17 protein-coding genes are annotated in these 17,670 nt (G+C 67.1%); 4 read left to right on the top strand and 13 right to left on the bottom strand.

Annotated elements, in window-relative coordinates; genetic code table 11:
* Positions 1-282: 282 nt before the first annotated feature.
* From miaB to J2W22_RS06930, 8 genes are all read right to left on the bottom strand, one after another.
* A complete protein-coding gene (miaB, locus tag J2W22_RS06895) occupies positions 283-1,617 on the bottom strand; it encodes a tRNA (N6-isopentenyl adenosine(37)-C2)-methylthiotransferase MiaB (RefSeq protein ID WP_307117511.1) in 1,335 nt (444 codons plus the stop codon).
* Between the two features lie 121 nt (positions 1,618-1,738).
* Entirely contained in the window at positions 1,739-2,626 is an 888-nt protein-coding gene (locus J2W22_RS06900) for a lysophospholipid acyltransferase family protein (protein WP_373422944.1), read from the bottom strand.
* Position 2,627: 1 nt separating this feature from the next.
* A complete protein-coding gene (locus J2W22_RS06905) occupies positions 2,628-3,050 on the bottom strand; it encodes a Fur family transcriptional regulator (protein ID WP_307117512.1) in 423 nt (140 codons plus the stop codon).
* 127 nt (positions 3,051-3,177) lie between these two features.
* Positions 3,178-3,591 carry a MucR family transcriptional regulator gene (locus J2W22_RS06910; RefSeq protein WP_307117513.1) on the bottom strand — a complete coding sequence of 138 codons (414 nt, stop codon included), beginning with the start codon at positions 3,589-3,591 and terminating at the stop codon, positions 3,178-3,180.
* Between the two features lie 109 nt (positions 3,592-3,700).
* Entirely contained in the window at positions 3,701-4,186 is a 486-nt protein-coding gene (gene rimI, locus J2W22_RS06915; protein ID WP_307117514.1) for a ribosomal protein S18-alanine N-acetyltransferase, read from the bottom strand.
* A complete protein-coding gene (gene tsaB, locus J2W22_RS06920; RefSeq protein WP_307118005.1) occupies positions 4,183-4,812 on the bottom strand; it encodes a tRNA (adenosine(37)-N6)-threonylcarbamoyltransferase complex dimerization subunit type 1 TsaB in 630 nt (209 codons plus the stop codon). The genes rimI and tsaB overlap by 4 nt, the downstream gene beginning before the upstream one ends.
* A 1-nt stretch (position 4,813) precedes the next feature.
* Positions 4,814-5,407, bottom strand: a complete 594-nt coding sequence (locus tag J2W22_RS06925) for a malonic semialdehyde reductase (RefSeq protein ID WP_307117515.1) — start codon at positions 5,405-5,407, stop codon at positions 4,814-4,816.
* 29 nt (positions 5,408-5,436) lie between these two features.
* Positions 5,437-6,009: a NifU family protein gene (locus J2W22_RS06930; protein WP_307118006.1), complete on the bottom strand. Its 573-nt coding sequence runs from the start codon at positions 6,007-6,009 to the stop codon at positions 5,437-5,439.
* Between the two features lie 134 nt (positions 6,010-6,143).
* Between J2W22_RS06930 and J2W22_RS06935 the strand changes: the two genes are divergently transcribed.
* Positions 6,144-6,455, top strand: coding sequence for a GIY-YIG nuclease family protein (locus J2W22_RS06935; RefSeq protein ID WP_307117516.1), 312 nt, complete (start codon positions 6,144-6,146; stop codon positions 6,453-6,455).
* A 46-nt stretch (positions 6,456-6,501) separates the two neighbouring features.
* On the opposite strand, the gene J2W22_RS06940 is transcribed toward J2W22_RS06935, so the two are convergent.
* Positions 6,502-6,768 carry a hypothetical protein gene (locus tag J2W22_RS06940; protein WP_307117517.1) on the bottom strand — a complete coding sequence of 89 codons (267 nt, stop codon included), beginning with the start codon at positions 6,766-6,768 and terminating at the stop codon, positions 6,502-6,504.
* A 49-nt stretch (positions 6,769-6,817) separates the two neighbouring features.
* Positions 6,818-7,645 (bottom strand): aspartyl/asparaginyl beta-hydroxylase domain-containing protein, encoded by an 828-nt coding sequence (locus J2W22_RS06945; protein ID WP_307117518.1) that lies wholly within the window; start codon positions 7,643-7,645, stop codon positions 6,818-6,820.
* A gap of 421 nt (positions 7,646-8,066) precedes the next feature.
* Between J2W22_RS06945 and J2W22_RS06950 the strand changes: the two genes are divergently transcribed.
* A complete protein-coding gene (locus J2W22_RS06950; protein ID WP_307117519.1) occupies positions 8,067-10,961 on the top strand; it encodes a M16 family metallopeptidase in 2,895 nt (964 codons plus the stop codon).
* 182 nt (positions 10,962-11,143) lie between these two features.
* Here the strand turns inward: J2W22_RS06950 and J2W22_RS06955 are convergent, their stop codons facing one another.
* Both J2W22_RS06955 and ggt read right to left on the bottom strand, forming a co-directional pair.
* Positions 11,144-12,925, bottom strand: a complete 1,782-nt coding sequence (locus J2W22_RS06955; RefSeq protein WP_307117520.1) for an AMP-dependent synthetase/ligase — start codon at positions 12,923-12,925, stop codon at positions 11,144-11,146.
* Between the two features lie 50 nt (positions 12,926-12,975).
* Positions 12,976-14,694, bottom strand: coding sequence for a gamma-glutamyltransferase (gene ggt, locus J2W22_RS06960; RefSeq protein ID WP_307117521.1), 1,719 nt, complete (start codon positions 14,692-14,694; stop codon positions 12,976-12,978).
* Positions 14,695-14,858: 164 nt separating this feature from the next.
* Between ggt and J2W22_RS06965 the strand changes: the two genes are divergently transcribed.
* Positions 14,859-15,437: an HdeD family acid-resistance protein gene (locus J2W22_RS06965; RefSeq protein WP_307117522.1), complete on the top strand. Its 579-nt coding sequence runs from the start codon at positions 14,859-14,861 to the stop codon at positions 15,435-15,437.
* On the opposite strand, the gene J2W22_RS06970 is transcribed toward J2W22_RS06965, so the two are convergent.
* The gene (locus tag J2W22_RS06970; protein ID WP_307117523.1) at positions 15,434-16,420 is read right to left on the bottom strand and encodes a quinone-dependent dihydroorotate dehydrogenase; all 987 of its coding nucleotides are present in this window, start codon (positions 16,418-16,420) and stop codon (positions 15,434-15,436) included. The genes J2W22_RS06965 and J2W22_RS06970 overlap by 4 nt on opposite strands.
* A 283-nt stretch (positions 16,421-16,703) precedes the next feature.
* On the opposite strand from J2W22_RS06970, the gene J2W22_RS06975 reads away from it, so the two are divergent.
* Complete coding sequence (locus J2W22_RS06975) at positions 16,704-17,591, top strand: helix-turn-helix domain-containing protein (RefSeq protein WP_307117524.1); 888 nt, start codon at positions 16,704-16,706, stop codon at positions 17,589-17,591.
* The last annotated feature ends 79 nt before the right edge of the window (positions 17,592-17,670 follow it).

Below are 17,670 nucleotides of genomic sequence, written 5' to 3' on the forward strand. Positions count from 1 at the left end.
CTGTCGTCCCCTCTTTTCTCGTGTCACCCGGCCGGAGGGCGGGGGCTGGAGGGAGAGGGGCTAGATTTGCGAAGCTTACCCGTAGTTTACGGGGGATCGTTAACGCGTTCGGATGAGCGGGTATGGCGGCGGTTGGAGCGAGTGTGGCGCTTTTTCCTCAGCCCCTCCCCCGACCCCTCCCGCAAGCGGAAGGGGAGCGATTGTTGCCAGCGCTACCCTCACTCGTTCCCCTTCCGCTTGCGGGAGGGGTTAGGGGAGGGGAAATAACAGCCGGCCTCGACCTCAGGCCGCTTCGCGCACCACCTGAGTGCCGGTGAGCGAATTGCCGAAGCCCTCGGCGATCTCGACCTCGACCATGTCGCCGATCCTGGCATCGGTATTGAGGTACACCGACTGGAGCCAGGGCGACTTGCCGAGCATCTGGCCGGGCAGCTTGCCCTGGCGCTCGATCAGCACCTGGCAGGTCTTGCCGGTGGTAGCCTGGTTGAAGGCGAGCTGGTCGCGGTTGAGCGCGGCCTGGAGGCGCTGGAGGCGCTCGTCCATCACCGAAGCGGGCACGAAGACGTCGCTCATCTCGGCGGCGGGCGTACCGGGGCGGGGGCTGTACTTGAAGCTGAAGCACTGGGCGTAGCCGACCGCGTCGACCAGGCTCAGTGTCTCCTCGAACTCGGCGTCGGTCTCGCCGGGGAAGCCGACGATGAAGTCGCCCGACAGCGCGATGTCGGGGCGGGCGGCGCGGACGCGGTCGAGGATCTTCAGGTAGGAATCGCGGGTGTGCGACCGGTTCATCGCCTTGAGGATGCGGTCGCTGCCGGCCTGCACGGGCAAATGCAGGAAGGGCATCAGCTTCTCCACCTCGGCATGGGCGCGGATCAGGCCCTCGCGCATGTCGTTGGGATGGCTGGTGGTGTAGCGGATGCGGTGCAGCCCCTCGATCCGGTCGAGCGCGTGGATCAGGCCGTGGAGTCCGGTGCCGGCCTCGTCGTCCCAGGCATTGACGTTCTGGCCGAGCAGAGTGATCTCGCGCGCGCCGGCATCGACCAGCGCCTTCGCCTCGTCGACGAGCTCGGCGAAGGGGCGGCTGATCTCGGCGCCGCGGGTATAGGGCACCACGCAATAGGTGCAGAACTTGTCGCAGCCTTCCTGAACGGTGAGGAAGGCGGTGGGGCCGACCTTGCGGCGCTTGGGGAGCGTGCCGAACTTGCTGAGCGCCGGCATGTCGGTGTCGAGGCTCGCCTGGCCGCTGGCGGCCTTGGCGATCAGGTCGGGGAGGTTGTGATAGGCTTGGGGGCCGACCACGACATCGACCTTGGCGCGGCGGACGATCTCCTCGCCTTCGGCCTGCGCCACGCAGCCGGCGACCGCGATCATCGGCTCGGCGCGGCCGAGCTCGCGCGCGCCCTTCCGCAGGCGGCCGATGTCCGAATAGACCTTCTCGGTCGCCTTTTCGCGGATGTGGCAGGTGTTGAGCACGACGAGATCGGCGGCCTCGCCCTCGGCGGCGGCGGTCATGCCCTGTGCGGCCATCAGCTCGGCCATGCGCTCGCCGTCATAGACGTTCATCTGGCAGCCGAACGACTTGACGTGGAAGGTCCTGGGATTCTTTGGGGCGTTCATCGCGGCGCCTGTACACCAGCCGTCACCCCGACGAAAGTCGGGGTCTCGGGCGGCTCCTGTTCCGCGCCTTCGCCTGAGATCCCGGCTTTCGCCGGGATGACGATTTGGGGCGGGAGAATGGTTAGGAAGTAGCCCCCGGCTTCGGCTTGTAGCCGATCGGGTCCTCGGCGAAGCGGAAGGTGCGCAGGGGATGGCCGAGCGTCTTGACCAGCGCCTCCTCGATCCGCCGGCGGCTCTCCGCGGCGATCACCTTGCGGCCCGGGAAGTCGCGCGGGTGGAAGGGCTCGAGGAAATGGACGTCGAGGCGGAAGCTGCCCTTGCGGCTGAGGATACGCTTCGCGTTGTTGAGGCCGGTCTCCTGGCCGATCCAGCAGATGTCGTCGGCCGCTGCGCCGTAATAGAGCATCACCGGCTGGACCATCACGCCGGGCGGCGGCGGCTCGAGCACGCGGAGCATCGGCGTCTTGAACGGCAGCAGCGACTTGCCGTCGGTGGTGGTGCCTTCGGGGAAGACGGTGATCGCCCAGGTCTCGGCCAGCGCGTCGCGCAGCTCGTTGATCTGCTCGGCGACGCCCAGCCGGTTCTCGCGCTTCACATAGACGGTGCGGTTGAGCCCGGCGAGCCAGCCGACCACCGGCGAGCTCTGGATTTCCGCCTTGGCGATGAAGGCGGTGCCGCTCGCGCCGCCGAGCGCGAGAATGTCGATCCAGCTGAGATGGTTGGAGATGTAGAAGACGTCGCGCTTGAGATGCGTGCCGATGCGGTTGACCCGCGCGCCGCAGATCCGCGCCGCGGTCGACAGGAAATAGCGCGGCCAGGGCGAGGGCAGGCGGACCAGCCGGAAGAGGTAATGGAGCGGCACCAGCACCAGCAGCGCCAGCACGAGCAGCGCGACGCGGCGCCACAGCCGGAACTGGCCGCGCAGGCTCAGCGGGGTGTCATGGCCCTGGATAGCCTCCTCGCGGAGGCGGGCGGCGCGTTCGGCCCGGGTTTCGCCCGCAGGCGCCACCTCAGTTCTTGCGGTCGAGCGCGACGCCGTAGAGCTCCATGCGGTGATCGACCAGGCGGAAGCCAAGCCGCTCGGCGATCTGCTTCTGGAGCTGCTCGAGCTCCGGATCGACGAACTCGATCACTTCGCCGGTCTCGACGTTGATCAGATGGTCGTGATGCGCTTCGGGCGAAGGCTCGTAGCGGGCGCGGCCGTCGCCGAAATCGTGACGGTCGAGGATGCCGGCCTCTTCGAACAGGCGCACGGTGCGATAGACGGTGGCGATCGAGATACCCGGATCGATTGCCGAGGCGCGCTCATAGACCTTCTCGACGTCCGGATGGTCCTCGGCATCGGAGAGGACGCGCGCAATCACCTTGCGCTGTTCGGTGATGCGCAGCCCCTTTTCGTGACAGAGCGCTTCGAGATCGATCTTGCGAGCCATGGCCGCGATGTAGCGTGGGCCGGGCCAAGTTGGAAGACTGTGGCCGCGAAAAGGCGTGAACGCGAAACGAAAAGGCCGGCCCGGAGCGATCCCCGGGCCGGCCTTCTGTATTTCAGTCCGTTGCAGCTCAGCGCTTGCGGCGCTTGGTGCCCAGGCCGATCTTCTTCGCCAGGCTGCGGCGCTGCTCGGCATAATTCGGGGCGACCATGGGATAGTCGGCCGGCAGGTTCCACTTGGCGCGGTACTGCTCGGGGGTCATCTGATAGTGCGTCATCAGGTGGCGCTTCAGCATCTTGAGCTTCTTGCCGTCCTCGAGGCACACGATGTAGTCGGGCTTCACCGAGGCGCGAATGGAGACGGCCGGCTCCTGCTTGACTTCGGGCTCGGCGACGGTGCGGCCAAGACCCGAAAGCGCGCCATGCACGTTCTGGATCAGAGTCGGAAGGTCGGAGACCGCAACGCTGTTGTTGCTGACATGTGCTGCAACAATATCCGCCGTCAGCGTGACCAGCGTTTCATCAATCTCAGCTTGCGTTTCCATTTTTATCCTTTCGACCCGAATAAGAACGACTTTTACACGTCGCCCGGAAACATCCTATCGGACCGTTTCGGTTCAAACGCAAGACCATAATTGCGCGTTTCCGTAAGTCTCAGTCCAGGTCCTTGATGTCGCGTGCATAAGTATGCGCGTCGAACAATTGCCCGCTACGTCCCCGATAGTAATCCCGACGCTCGCCGACCTTTTCGAAGCCTTCGCGACGGTAGAGCCATACGGCATCGTTTCCTGAACGAACCTCAAGATGGATGCGCGCCACGCCGCGGCCGCGCGCTTCTTCGATGACGGCGCGAAGCAGCGCGCCGGCGACACCGCGGCGGCGGGCGGCAGGGCGGGTGGCGAGGAGCAGCAGCTCGGCCTCATCGAGCGTGACCCGGGCCAGCGCGAAGCCGACATCCTGCCCGTCGATGCTGGCGATCACCAGCCAGACGCCGGGCAGCGAGAGCATGCCCAGGCACTGGGCGCTGGTCCACGCCTCGCCATAGCGCGCGTCGAACGCGTCCTGCATGATGATGTTGACGTTGTAGAGGTCCTGCGAGCCGCCTTCGCGCAGCTCGACCAGGTTGACCGTACCGCTCACGCCAGCCCTCGCTCGGCCAGGGTCTTGGCGTCGGGCGCGCGGCCGTAGATCGGGCGGGCGGGAAGCGTGGTGAAGCCCGGAGCGAGCAGCCGGGCGTCGGCGGCGGAGGGCAGGGTCTCGCGCAGGTCCAGCCCCTCGGCCAGCGGGGCGAGATGGCGCACGCCGCTGCCGAAGGCCGGGCGGCCGGCCAGTGCCTCGAGCGCGGCGGCGGGAACGAGCGAGCGGAACGGCCCGTCCTCCCCGAAAGGCTGGGAATGGAACGCCTGCATGAACACCTCACCGTGCCCGCCTTCGAGCACCACGGCAAGCTGTGGCATGTCCGCATTGCCGGCAAAGCCGGACGCAGCGAGCAGCGCGAGCGACGAATAGCCGCGAACCTCCGCGCCCCAGCCGATCGACAGGCCGAGCGCGGCGGCCAGGCCGACGCGCACGCCGGTGAAGCTGCCGGGGCCGACATCGACCAGGATGCGCGCCGCGCGGCCCTGGCCGGGCAGCGCGGCGATCATCGGCACCAGCCGCTCGGCATGGCCGCGGCCCACCACTTCATGGGCCGCGGCGATCACCGTCGTTCCGTCGAGCAAGGCGACCGAGCAGGCTGCGGTCGCGGTCTCGATGACGAGAGTCAGATCAGAGGACGCGATTGAACCGCTCGAATTCGGGGCGGGGGAGTCGATCGAAGATGGAGGAAGGGTCGCCATGTCCCAGCGTGGAAATGAAGTTGGACTTCACATTGGGCTGGTCTGCAAAAAACGCTTCGTCAACCTTGGCGTTGTCGAAACCCGACATCGGGCCGGTATCGAAGCCGAGCGCGCGGGCGGCTAGCAGTAGGTATGCGCCCTGCAGCGACGAGTTGCGGAAGGCCGTGGTGTAGCGGGCTTCCTCGGTCGGGAACCAGTCCTTGGCGGTCGGCGCGTGCGGGAAGAGCCAGGGCAGCTGCTCGTTGAACGCCAGGTCCATGCCGATGATCACGGTGGCGGGCGCCTTGCGGATCTTGTCGGCATTGGCGGCGCTGGCGAACTGGGCGAGCTTTTCCTTTGCTTCGTCGGTGGTCAGCCAGACGAGTCGGGCGGCCTGGTTGTTCGCCGAGGTCGGGCCCATCTTGGTGAGCTCGTAGATGGCGCGGATGTCCGCCTCGGTCACCGGGGCATCGGTGTAGCCATTGTAGGAACGCGCGGTACGGAACAGCTTGTCCAGCGCCGCGTCGTCGAGCGGAGTGGCCATTGAGATAGTCCTTTCGTGGGCGTGTGGGCTCAGACGGCCCGGACTTCAGTGACTTCGGGGACGTAGTATTTCAGCAACTGCTCGATGCCGTTCTTGAGCGTGGCGGTCGAGCTCGGGCAGCCCGAACAGGCGCCCTGCATCTGGAGATAGACCTTGCCGGCGTCAAAGCCGCGATAGACGATGTCGCCGCCGTCATTGGCGACGGCGGGACGCACGCGCGTCTCGATCAGTTCCTTGATCTGCGCGACGATCTCGGCGTCTTCGGGATTGTCGCCGAAGTCGGCGCTCTCGGCGGGGACGCTGAACCCGGCGGCGGCGGCATGGAACAGCGGCATGTTCGCAGCGAAATGGTCGAGCAGGATGCCGAGCACGTCGGGCTTCACGTCGCGCCAATCGGAACCGGGGGCGATGGTGACCGAAATGAAGTCGCGGCCGAAGAACACGCCGGTCACGTCGCCCAGGGTGAACAGGGCAGTGGCGAGCGGCGAGGCCTCGGCCTCCTCGGGCGAGGCGAAGTCACGGGTGCCGGCGTCCATCACGGTACGGCCGGGCAGGAACTTCAGGGTCGCCGGATTGGGCGTGGCTTCGGTCTCGATCAGCATAGCCGCCATTTGGGCGCTCGGAGGGCGGGGATCAAGCGGGGAGGGGGAAACGAAAGGTTTCCTGGTGTGAGGGCCGACCAACTATCCGTCACCCCGGCCTTGTGCCGGGGTCCACTGCCCGGCAAGCTTCAAGCATGGGGCGGGAGCGGCAACCTTGCGTCTACATCCTGGCGAGTACGCGGAACGGCACGCTCTATACCGGCGTCACGTCCGATCTGCTTGGGCGTATCTACCAGCACCGCAACGGCATCACGAAGGGTTTCGTGGCGGAGCATCGCACCTATCGGCTGGTCTTCTACGAGATGCATCAGGAGATGGAGACCGCGATATGCCGCGAGAAATCCATCAAGCGATGGAAGTGGGATTGGAAACTCAACATTATCGAGCGCGACAACCCGCATTGGGATGACCTAGCGGTGGCGCTGGGGTTCGAGCCTTTGCCATAGGATGCGCGGCACCGTGGACCCCGGCACAAGGCCGGGGTGACGATTATTACTGTGCGTCCTCATGCGAAGTCGCGTCGCTCACGCTCTGGTCATGGCCGCTCTTGTCGCTGAAGAAGGCGGCGGCGAACAGGCCGCAGCCGAGCAGGGTGGAGATGAACACGCCGCCGATCGTCGCCGCGATCGCCGACGGGTAGAGCGCGTCGTAGAGCGAGAGATACCAGAGCGCGCCTGCGACCATCACCACGCCGGCAAGCGCGATCCAGAAGATCATCCGGCGAAATTCGGTCCAGGCCCTGGTGCGTTCGCTAGCCATGTCGGCAACTCCTTGGTTGCGGCGCATGTGGGTGTGGCGGCCCGGTCTATCAATTGGACGTATTGCCCACCTGGTTCCACCGGGTCAGATTCGCGCGGGCATCCTGGACGAAGGCCGAATGGCGGATCCAGGCGAGGAACTTGTCGACGAACCAGCGGCCCGGCTGGCGCAGCGGGCGGCGGAACTGGATGAGCAGCACGACGCGGGTGCCGCTGGTGTCGTTCCATACCTCGTGATCATAGGTGTCGTCGAACACCAAAGTCTCTCCCTCGGACCAGCGCAGGATGCGATCGTCGAGGCGCATGCGGGCATCGCCGTCGCGCGGCACGACCAGGCCAAGATGGCAGGTGATCAGCCCCTTGGTGACGCCGCGATGCGCCGGGATATGGGTGCCGGGCGCGAGGATCGAGAAGAAGGCGCTGTTGAGGCCGGGGATCGCCTCGACCAGCCGGGTGGTCACCGGGCAGCGATCGAGATTCTCCTGCACCAGATAGCCATAGCCATAGAGGAAATAGCTGCGCCACTTGTTCGCCGGCGCGATCGCGCGGTGGTCGGGCGAGACCTGGGCGAGCGAAGGCGCGCGATTGTCGAGCGCGGCGGCGATCGCCTCGGCGCGGATCGCCTGCCAGTTGGCGCGCAGCGCCTCGGTCCAGGCAAAGTCGCGCACGTCGAGCACCGGCTCGGTCGAGACCAGCGAGAAGCGGGCGATGAACCGGTCGAAGGTGCCGCGCAGATATTTGCCATATTTGATCAGGAAGGGGCGGTCGCGCTCGGCGCGCAAAGGCGCGTCGGGCATCACTGCCCCCGACATGACCGTGAGATCGGGAATCATCTCGCGCGCTTCCGCCGCTTCGACTTCGCCCGCGTCCCGCCACATTGCGCTGCCCCGCGCGCTCGGCTCGACCTTCACTGCACCTGACCTTGCTGGGTTCGTCACCTGTTCGTCCGCGAGTCGCGCCCGCATCTTGGCTGGATAAGCGGCGCATGGGTCGAAAACATGGCCCTGCCGCGGCGCACAAGGGCGGGTTCGTGACGCAGGGGTAATGTATCCGAACTCCTTCTCCCCCTGTGGGAGAAGGAAGGGGCCCGCTCGCGCAGCGAGTGGGAAGGATGAGGGGGCTGAGACCAACACCCTGTCCCCCTCACCCTTCCGCCGACTTCGTCGGCTCCCTCCCTCTCCCACAAGGGGAGAGGGAGATGGTCAGGCCGCCCGTGCGCCGCACATTCTCAACACCACGTACATCCGGGGGAAAGGTTCGCGCTGGCATGCCCGGCGCTTCGCTCCTAGATGGACCTCTATGCACTCTTTCCTGCGTGCGCCTCTCGCGCTCCTCGCCCTTGCCTCGCTCGCCCCGGTGCTGCCGGCCCAGGCCCAGCAGAATACCAACCCCCCGGGCGTGCCCGACACGCAGACGGTGGGGCGCCCGGTCCAGACCGCGAAGGACCCGTGGCTCTACGAGAAGAGCGACCTCGTCCATGACGATGCGTGGAAGTTCGGCCGGCTGCCCAACGGCCTGCGCTATGCCGTGCGCAAGAACGGCGTGCCGCCGGGCCAGGTCTCGGTGCGCGTGCGCATGGATGTCGGCTCGCTGATGGAGCAGGACAGCGAGCGGGGCTTCGCGCACCTGCTCGAGCACCTCTCCTTCCGCGGATCGGTGCACGTGCCCGATGGCGAATCGAAGCGGATCTGGCAGCGGCTCGGCGTGACCTTCGGCTCCGACTCGAACGCGAGCACGACCTTCACCGCGACCACCTACAAGCTCGACCTGCCCAATGCGACGCCGGCCGGGCTCGACGAGAGCTTCAAGATCCTGGCGGGCATGATGTCCGGCCCGGACATCACCCAGAAGATCCTCGATTCCGAGCGCCCGGTGGTGCTGGCCGAGCAGCGCGAGCAGCCAGGGCCGCAGGTCCGCCTGCAGGACGCGATGCTCGACCTGATGTTCGCCGGCCAGCCGCTGTCGCAGCGCGAGCCGATCGGCACGGTCGAGACGCTGAACGGCGCGACGCCGGCGAGCGTGCAGGCCTTCCACGATCGCTGGTACCGCCCCGAGCGCGCCACCGTCATCGTCAGCGGCGATGTCGATCCGGCGCTGCTCGAGCAGATGGTGGTCAAGCATTTCTCCGACTGGAAGGGCACCGGCCCCGCGGTGCCGACGCCGGACTTCGGCAAGCCGGTGGAAGGCAAGCCGGTCGCCGCCAGCATCGTCGAGCCGGCGCTGCCGGTGCTGACCACCATGGCGATCGTCCGCCCCTGGACGGTCGATGGCGACACGGTGATCTTCAACCAGAAGCGGATGATCGACCTGGTCGCGATCCGCATCATCAACCGCAGGCTCGAGACGCGGGCGCGCTCGGGCGGCACCTTCATCGCCGCCGGCGCGGACCTGAGCGACGTCGGCCGCTCGGCCAACATCACCACGGTGCAGGTGCTTCCGGTCGGGGACGACTGGGAGGCCGCGCTGCGCGACGTGCGCGCAGTGATCGCAGATGCCCAGGCGACCCCGCCGACCCAGGCCGAGATCGACCGCGAAGTCGCCGAGATCGAATCGTCGATGAAGCAGCGGATCAACACCGCGCCGGTCGAGGCCGGGGCCAAGCTCGCCGACGACCTGGCCGAGGCGGTGGACATCAACGAGACGGTGACGACGCCTGAATTCTCCTACGCGATCTTCAAGGGCGCGGTGGACGGCAAGATGTTCACCCCCGCCACGGTGCTCGCCTCGTCGAAGACGGTGTTCCAGGGCACCGCGACGCGCGCGATGGTCAATCTCCACACGCCCGACGCGACGATCACCGCCAAGGTCGCCTCGGCGCTCGAGGCCAATGTCGCGGCGAACGCCAGGCGCAAGCTGGTCGGCAATGTCAGCTTCGACGCGCTGCCCAAGCTCGGCGTCCCCGGCAAGGTGGCGACCCGCGAGCAGATCCTGCCCGGCACCGGCATGGAGAAGCTCGTCTTCGCCAATGGCGTGACCATGCTGATGCGCCAGGACCCGTCCGAGACCGGCAAGGTCTATGTCAATGTGCGCTTCGGCCGCGGGCTTTCGGGCCTGTCCCACACCGCCCAGACCCCGGCCTGGGCCGGCGAGGGCGCGCTGATGGCGAGCGGCGTCGGCAAATATGGCCAGGACGAGATCGACGCGCTGACCGGCCGCCGCCAGATCGGCGCCGATTTCGACATGGACGACGACGCCTTCACGCTGAAGGCGCAGACCACCAAGGACGACCTGACCGACCAGCTCAAGCTGCTCGCCGCCAAGCTCGTCGCGCCGGGCTGGGATCCCAATCCGGTGCTCCGCGCCAAGGTCGCGACGCTGTCCGGCTATGCCAATCTCTCCTCCTCGCCCGACGCAGTGCTGAGCCGCGATCTTGAGCGGCTGCTCCACAATGGCGATGCGCGCTGGGGCATCCCGCCCCGGGCGACGATCGAGGGGACGACCCCGGCGAGCTTCCGCAAGTTCTGGGAGCCGATCCTGGCGAGCGGGCCGATCGAGGTCGAGGTGTTCGGCGACATGGATGCCGAGGCGACGGTGAAGGCCGTGGCCGCCACCTTCGGCGCGCTGAAGCCGCGCCTGGCGAGCAAGGCGCCGCTCGCGCCGGTCGTCTTCCCGGCGCATGTCGAGACGCCGGTGACGCTGACCCACAAGGGCCAGCCCAACCAGGCCGCGGCGGTGATCGCCTGGCCGACCGGCGGCGGCACCGACAATGGCGGGATCACCGAGAGCCGCAAGCTCGAGGTGCTCGCCGCGGTGTTCCGCGACCGGCTGCTCGATCAGCTGCGCAGCCAGGCGGGCGTGAGCTATTCGCCCCAGGTCGCCAGCCAGTGGCCGCTCGGCCTGCCGGCGGGCGGCAAGGTCATGGCGCTCGGCCTGGTGCCGCCCGACAAGGTCGACTTCTTCTTCGAGCTGTCGCGCAAGATCGCGGCGGACCTCGTTGCCAAGCCGATCGACGCGGACGAGCTCAACCGCGCGCTGACGCCGCTCAAGCAGCAGATCCTGCGCATGTCCTCGGGCAACATGTTCTGGATGCGCCTGGTCGAGGGCGGCACCTATGATCCGGCGCGGATCGCCGGCGTCGAGACGCTCGCCGCCGATTATTCGCGGGTGACGCCGATGGACGTGCAGGGCCTGGCGATGAAGTATCTCCGCCCGGACAAGGACTGGACGCTGAAGGTGGTGCCGGAGAAGAAGTGAGGCTTCGGGCTATCGGGTAAAGGAAAGGCCGGGGAGCGATCCCCGGCCTTTTTCATACCGTCATCCCGCCATTACACCGTCATCCCGGCGAAAGCCGGGATCTCAGGCGGAGGCACAGGGAAGGAGCCGCACGAGATCCCGGCTTTCGCCGGGATGACGATTGGGGGGCGGAGAGCGCCGTCTTACTTGTACAGCCCGTCCAGCCGTTCCCCATATGCTGCCTTCAGCACATGCCGGCGGATCTTCAGCGACGGCGTCAGCTGCTCGTTCTCGATCGTGAACGGCTCGTCGGCGACGATGAACTTGCGGACCCGCTCGATCACCGACAGGTCCTTGTTGACCCGCTCCACTGCCGCGCCCAGCGCCGCCTTGTAGTCGGGGTCGTGGGCCAGTTCCTTGAAGTCGCACTTGGTGGCGGTGTGGGCGCACCATTCGGCGGTCCATTCGGGATCGGGGACGATCACCGCCGACATGTAGGGCTTCTTGTCGCCGGCGATCATCGCCTGGACGATCTCGGGCTGCAGGGTCAGCATGCCCTCGACCTTCTGGGGCGCGACATTGTCGCCCTTGTCGTTGACGATGATGTCCTTCTTGCGATCGGTGATCTTGATCCGGCCCTTCTCGTCGATATGGCCGATGTCGCCGGTATAGAGCCAGCCGTCCTTGAGGACGCGCCTGGTCTCCTCCTCGTTGCGCCAATAGCCGTGCATGACCAGCTCGCCGCGCACCAGTATCTCGCCGTCATCGGCGATGCGCACCTCGACGCCTTCCAGCGGCGGCCCGACCGTGTCCATCTTGAGGCCCGCCTTGGGCCGGTTGCACGAGATCACCGGGGCGGCCTCGGTCTGGCCGTACCCTTGCAGGAACGTGATGCCGAGGCTCTGGAAGAAGATGCCGACCTCGGGGTTGAGCGGCGCGCCGCCCGAGACCATCGCCTTGATCCGCCCGCCGAACTTCTTCGCGAGCTTCGGCTTGAGCGTGGCGCCGAGCAGCAGGTTCATCGGCAGGTCGCCGATTCCCGATTTGCCCGCCGCCTTGCGGCCGCCGATCGCCACTGCCTTGTCGAGCAGGAAATTGGCGAAATTGCCCTGTTTCTCGACCTGCTTGACGATGCGGGTGCGTAGCACCTCGAACAGGCGGGGCACGACGACCATCAGCGTCGGCCGCACTTCCTCGATGTTCGAGGCGAGCTTCTCCAGCCCTTCGGAATAATAGATCTGCGCGCCGAGCCCGATCGGGAAATACTGCCCGCCGGTATGCTCATAGGCATGGCTGAGCGGCAGGAAGCTGAGGAACACTTCTTCCTCCCAGCCGAAATCCTCCGAGATGATCGCGCAGCACGCCTCGACATTGCTCAGGATCGCGCCGTGATGCTGCATCACGCCGCGCGGAGAGCCGCCGGTGCCGCTGGTGTAGATGATGCAGGCCAGGTCCTCGCGGCGGAAAGTGCAGCTCACCCCGCGCGGATCGGTGTCGTGCTTCGCGATCAGGCCGTGCCAGTCGTGGAACTCCAGGCTGCCCTGCTGGCTGATGCGCAGGTCCTCGAGCCCGATGATCATCCGCGCGGTCGAGGCGCGGATCGCTGCCGGCAGCAGCGTCTTGGCCAGCTTGCCGTTCGAGACGATGATCGCGCAGGCGCCCGAATTCTCGATGATGTGCTGGTGGTCGCGCTCGGTATTGGTCGTGTAGGTCGGCACGGTCACGCAACCGGCGGCCATGATCGCCAGGTCGCTGATGCAGAATTCCGGGCGGTTCTCCGAGACCAGCATCACCCGGTCGCCGCGCTTCAGGCCGAGCGCGGTGAGCGCCGCCGACAGGCTCGCCACCTGCCGGGCGGCTTCCGCCCAGCTGGTCGGCTGCCACTTCCCATTCGCCTTGTGCCAGAGGAAGGGCGCATCGCCCTTTTCCTTCGCCCGCGCGAAGAACATCTGGACCAGGTTGTCGAACCGTTCGAGCCTGCGCATTCTCTCTCCCCATTGCGGGCGCCCCTTTGGAGCGTCCCGCCTTGCCCCGACTATTCCGACGGCCGGTTCGGCTGCGCGCCCACGCGGCTGATAACGGTCGTATGGCCCTGTTGGTCCATCACGACGCCTTCACTGCGCGGATCGGCGCCGCCGGTCCAGCGGCCATTCACCCGCTCGACCGCATTCATCTTGAGTCCGAGCGGGGCCGACTGGACCTTCTCGCCCAGCGCCTGCAGCGCAGGAAGCATCGCGTCGAGCTGGGTGCCCTTCTCGGCATAGGCGGTCGGGCCGGGCGCATAGAGCAGGCCCAGCGCGATCGCGTCCTGTGCCGACAGCTTCCAGTCGACCACGCCGATGATGCCCTTCGCCACCTGGGCAATGATCGTCGAGCCGCCGGCCGCGCCGATCGCCAGGCGAACCTTGCCATCCGGGCCATAGACGATGGTCGGCGCCATCGAGCTGCGCGGGCGCTTGCCGCCCTCGACCCGGTTGGCGACCAGATAACCGTCCTTCTCGGGCACGATGTCGAAATCGGTGAGCTCGTTGTTGAGCATCGTGCCGTCCACCGACAGGCCCGAGCCGAAGGCGCCTTCGATCGTGGTCGTCACCTGGGCGACGTTGCCGGCCTTGTCGACCACCGAGAGCGAGGTGGTGCCGGGCACTTCCTGCGGCTTCACCGCGATGCGCTTCGGGGCGCCGGCGGGCAGGCCGGCCTTCACCTCGGCCATCGAGCGGTCCGGGTTGATCAGCGCCGAGCGACCGGCGAGGTAGCTGCGGTCGAGCAGCCCGGCGATCGGCACCTGCACATAATCCGGATCGCCGACATACATGTCGCGGTCGGCATAGGCGAGGCGCGAGCTCTCGGCGAACAGGTGCCAGGCGACGGGATTGTCCTTGCCGAGCCTGGCCATGTCGAAGCGCTCGAGCTGGGCAAGGATCATCATCACGGTGACGCCGCCCGAGGAGGGCGGGCCCATCGAGCAGATCTTGTACGCGCGGTACTTGCCGCACAGCACCGGGCGATCCTTGGCCGCATAGGAGGCGAGGTCACCGGTGGTCATCTTCGACGGGTTGCGCGCGGCGTTGTTGACCGTGGCGACCAGCTTCTCGGCCTGCGGGCCGACATAGAAGCTGTCGGGGCCGAGCCTGGCGACGCGCTCGAGCAGATCGGCCTGGGCGGTGTTGCGGACATGCGCGCCGGCGGGCATCGGCTTGCCGGCGGCGTCGTAGAAGATCGCGCGGACGCCGGCATCGACATGCGGGCCATAGCTGCGCAGCGCATTGCCGAGCCGCGAGGAGATATCGAAGCCGTCGCGGGCAAGCCGGATCGCGGGCTGGAACAGCCGGGCCCAGGGCAGCTTGCCGCCGCGCTGATGGGCAAGGGCCATGGCGCGCAGCGTGCCGGGCACGCCGACGCTGCGGCCGCCGGGCACCGCCGCCATATGGCTTAGCGGCTGGCCGTCGGAGGCGTAGAACCAGTGGTCGGTCGCGGCCATCGGCGCGGCCTCGCGCCCGTCGACCGTGGCGATCTTGCCGGTCTTCACATCGTACTGGAGGATGAAGGCGCCGCCGCCGATGCCGGCGCTCTGCGGCTCGACCACGTTCAGCGCGAGCATCGTCGCGATCGCCGCGTCGGTGGCGCTGCCGCCCGCGTTGAGGATCTCGGTGCCCGCGGCGGCGGCGCGGGAATCCGCCGCGCTGACTACGCCCTGGGCGGAAGCCGCAACCGGCGCGGCGACGAGGGCGAACAGCAAAAGCAACTTCTTCATGGCACTAGGCCTAGCGGGCTTTGGCCGGAGCGCAAAGACGCTACGTCGGGCGTCATACAATCGGATGATTGCCTGGGGGTATAACCAGGCGCAATCTCCCGGGCAGGGAAAGCGCGGGTATCCGCCCATGCCGGACGGCCACGCGCTTCCATGGAGGGCTCGCCATGACCGACACTGCCAGCTTCGCATCCACAACTCCTTCGCTGCTGCGCGCGCTTGGCAAGCGCTGGTGGCTGTTCGCGTTGCGCGGTGCCGCCGGCATCGCCTTCGGCTTCCTCGCGCTGCTCTGGCCCGGCCTCGCGCTGCTTACCCTGGCGCTGGTCTGGGGCGCCTATGCGCTGGTCGATGGCTGTTTTGCGCTGGCCGCGGCGATGTCGGGCATGCGCAGCGGCGACACGCCGCGCTGGTGGCTGGTGCTGACCGGCCTGGCCGGGATCGCCGCAGGCCTGCTCACCTTCATCTGGCCGGGCATCACTGTGCAGGTGCTTCTCCTCCTGATCGCTGCCTGGGCGATCGTCACCGGCATGATGGAAGTCGCCGGCGCGGTCGCGCTGCGCAAGGAGATCGAAGGCGAGATCTTCCTGATCCTCGCCGGGCTGATCTCGATCGCCTTTGGCGTGGTGATCCTGGGCTGGCCGGCGGCGGGCGCGCTCAGCCTGGTGCTGCTGGTCGCTTGGCTCGCGATCATCGGTGGCGCGGCCTATATCGGCCTGGCGCTCCGCCTGCGGAAGCTGGCGCGCTAGGCAAGCGCCCTGGCGATCGCGCGGGCCAGGCCGGGGCCTTTGAACACCAGGGCCGAATAGACCTGGACCAGTGTGGCGCCGGCATCGATCCGGCGCTTCGCTTCGTCCGGGCTATCGATCCCGCCCGCCGAGATCAGCGGCAGCGCGCCTGCGGCGATCTCCGCTGCCTCGACCAGCTTGGTGCGCGCCAGCTCGGTCAGCGGCTTGCCTGACAGGCCGCCGGCCTCGCCCGCATGCGCCGAGCGCAGCGGCGGGCGCGAGATGGTGGTGTTCGAGACGATCAGCGCGTCGACATGGTTGTCGAGCGCCGCCCGGATCGCGCCCTCCAGCCCGGCACGGTCGAGATCGGGGGCGACCTTCAGGAACAGCGGGACCTTGCCGCGCGCCGTATGGCTGGCGGCGAGCAGCTCGTCGAGTGCCGGGCGAGACTGGAGGTCGCGCAGGCCCGGGGTGTTGGGCGAGCTGACGTTGATCGTGATGTAGTCGGCATGCGCGGCGGCCTTGCCGACGCCCAGCGCATAGTCCGCCACCCGGTCGTCGCTGTCCTTGTTCGCGCCGACATTGATGCCGAGCACGCCCTTGCGCGCCTTCAGTTTCGCGATGCGCGCCAGCGCCGCGTCGATCCCGCCATTGTTGAAGCCCATGCGGTTGATCACCGCCTCGTCCTCGGCAAGCCGGAACAGCCGCGGCTTGGGGTTGCCGGGCTGGGGGCGGGGAGTCAGCGTACCGACCTCGACTGCGCCGAAGCCCAGGGCGAACAGTCCCGGGATCGCCTCGGCATCCTTGTCCAGCCCTGCCGCGAGCCCGATTCGGTTGGGAAAGGTCAATCCTCCCAAATGGATGGGAGATCGAACCATATCGGATCCAAAAACGGTTCCGATCGAATCCCACAGCGCCAGCGCGCGGATCGCGGCGCGGTGCGCCTTTTCGGCATCGAGCGCGAACAGCGCGGAACGGAGCGGATAGGCCATGGACGCGGCCATTCGCACCGCTTTTCCTCTCCGTAAAGCTGCGTATGTCGATTCCTTGCAATACGCATGCCGGGGCCTCGGCTAGGAAAGTGCTGCGACCCGAGGGGTTTCCGCTCAATGGGGGAACCCTTTCCTTTTGGCCCGGTTGGCTTAGGCTGACCGGGCCACTTTTCTATTCCGCGACTGTGCGGTATATTTGCGTGGAAAATAAGGAATCCGAGGAGGGGATAATCTCGGATCAACAGGGCAAGAGATGCGGGGCGCAACCAGGATGAAACCGGCCCAACCGGCCGCCATGAACGACCGCGATCCGCGGCCGCAGATCGAATTCCGCAAGGCGGAAGGCGCGCTGATCCCGCATGTCGAATCCTATTATCTCTATCGCTACGACGGCGGCGAGATCGAGGGGATCGAGCGCGTCGACCTCGGCCAGCTCCGCTTCCTGATCCAGGGCAGCGGCACGGTCCATTTCCCCGACGGCCATAGCGAGAGCACCAAGAAGGTGATGATCAACGGCCCGGGCACGGCCGCCGCGACCTATCGCATGCAGGGGCCGTTCCAGTGCTTCGGCGTGTCGCTGCGCGCGATCGGCTGGAAGGCGCTGATCGGCCTGCCGGCCTACAAGGTCACCGATCACATCGTCGATGGCGAGAAGCTGTTCTGCGAGCAGGCCGGCCTGCTCTGGCACCGCCTCCACAAGATGGAGACGCTGGAGGAGATGATCGCGGCGATCGAGCCGCTGCTCCGCATGCGCCAGCAGGAAGTGAAGCCGGTGCCGGCCGCGCATCTCGTCTTCCTGCGCGCGGTGCGCGAATGGGCGGCGACCAAGGATCCGACGATCGACGATCTCTATGCGCGCATCCGCAAGAGCTCGAACATCGGCGAGCGCCAGGTCCAGCGGCTGTGCAAGGACTATTTCGCCGGCAGCCCCGCGCATCTGAAGCGCAAGTTCCGGGCGATCGGCGCGGCGATGCGCATCTATCAGGGCGCGAGCGTCGACGAAGTGGTCGAGCCCTTTTCCGACCAGTCGCACATGATCAACGAGGTCCGCCAGTTCACCGGCCACACCCCGACCTCGCTGCGCGCACGCATCGATCCGGTGCTGGCGCTGACGCTCGACAACGAGACCTTCCATTTCCTGCCCGACGTGATCCCCGAATCGGTTGACCTTCGCCGCCGTTGAGCCCATTTGCCCAATCGGAACGAATTTGTCCGATTGAGCCCGTGGCGCGATTGCGCCCGAGGCGGCCAAGGGATTTGAA

Source organism: Sphingomonas kyeonggiensis, from assembly GCF_030812785.1.
Lineage (GTDB): Bacteria > Pseudomonadota > Alphaproteobacteria > Sphingomonadales > Sphingomonadaceae > Sphingomonas > Sphingomonas kyeonggiensis_B.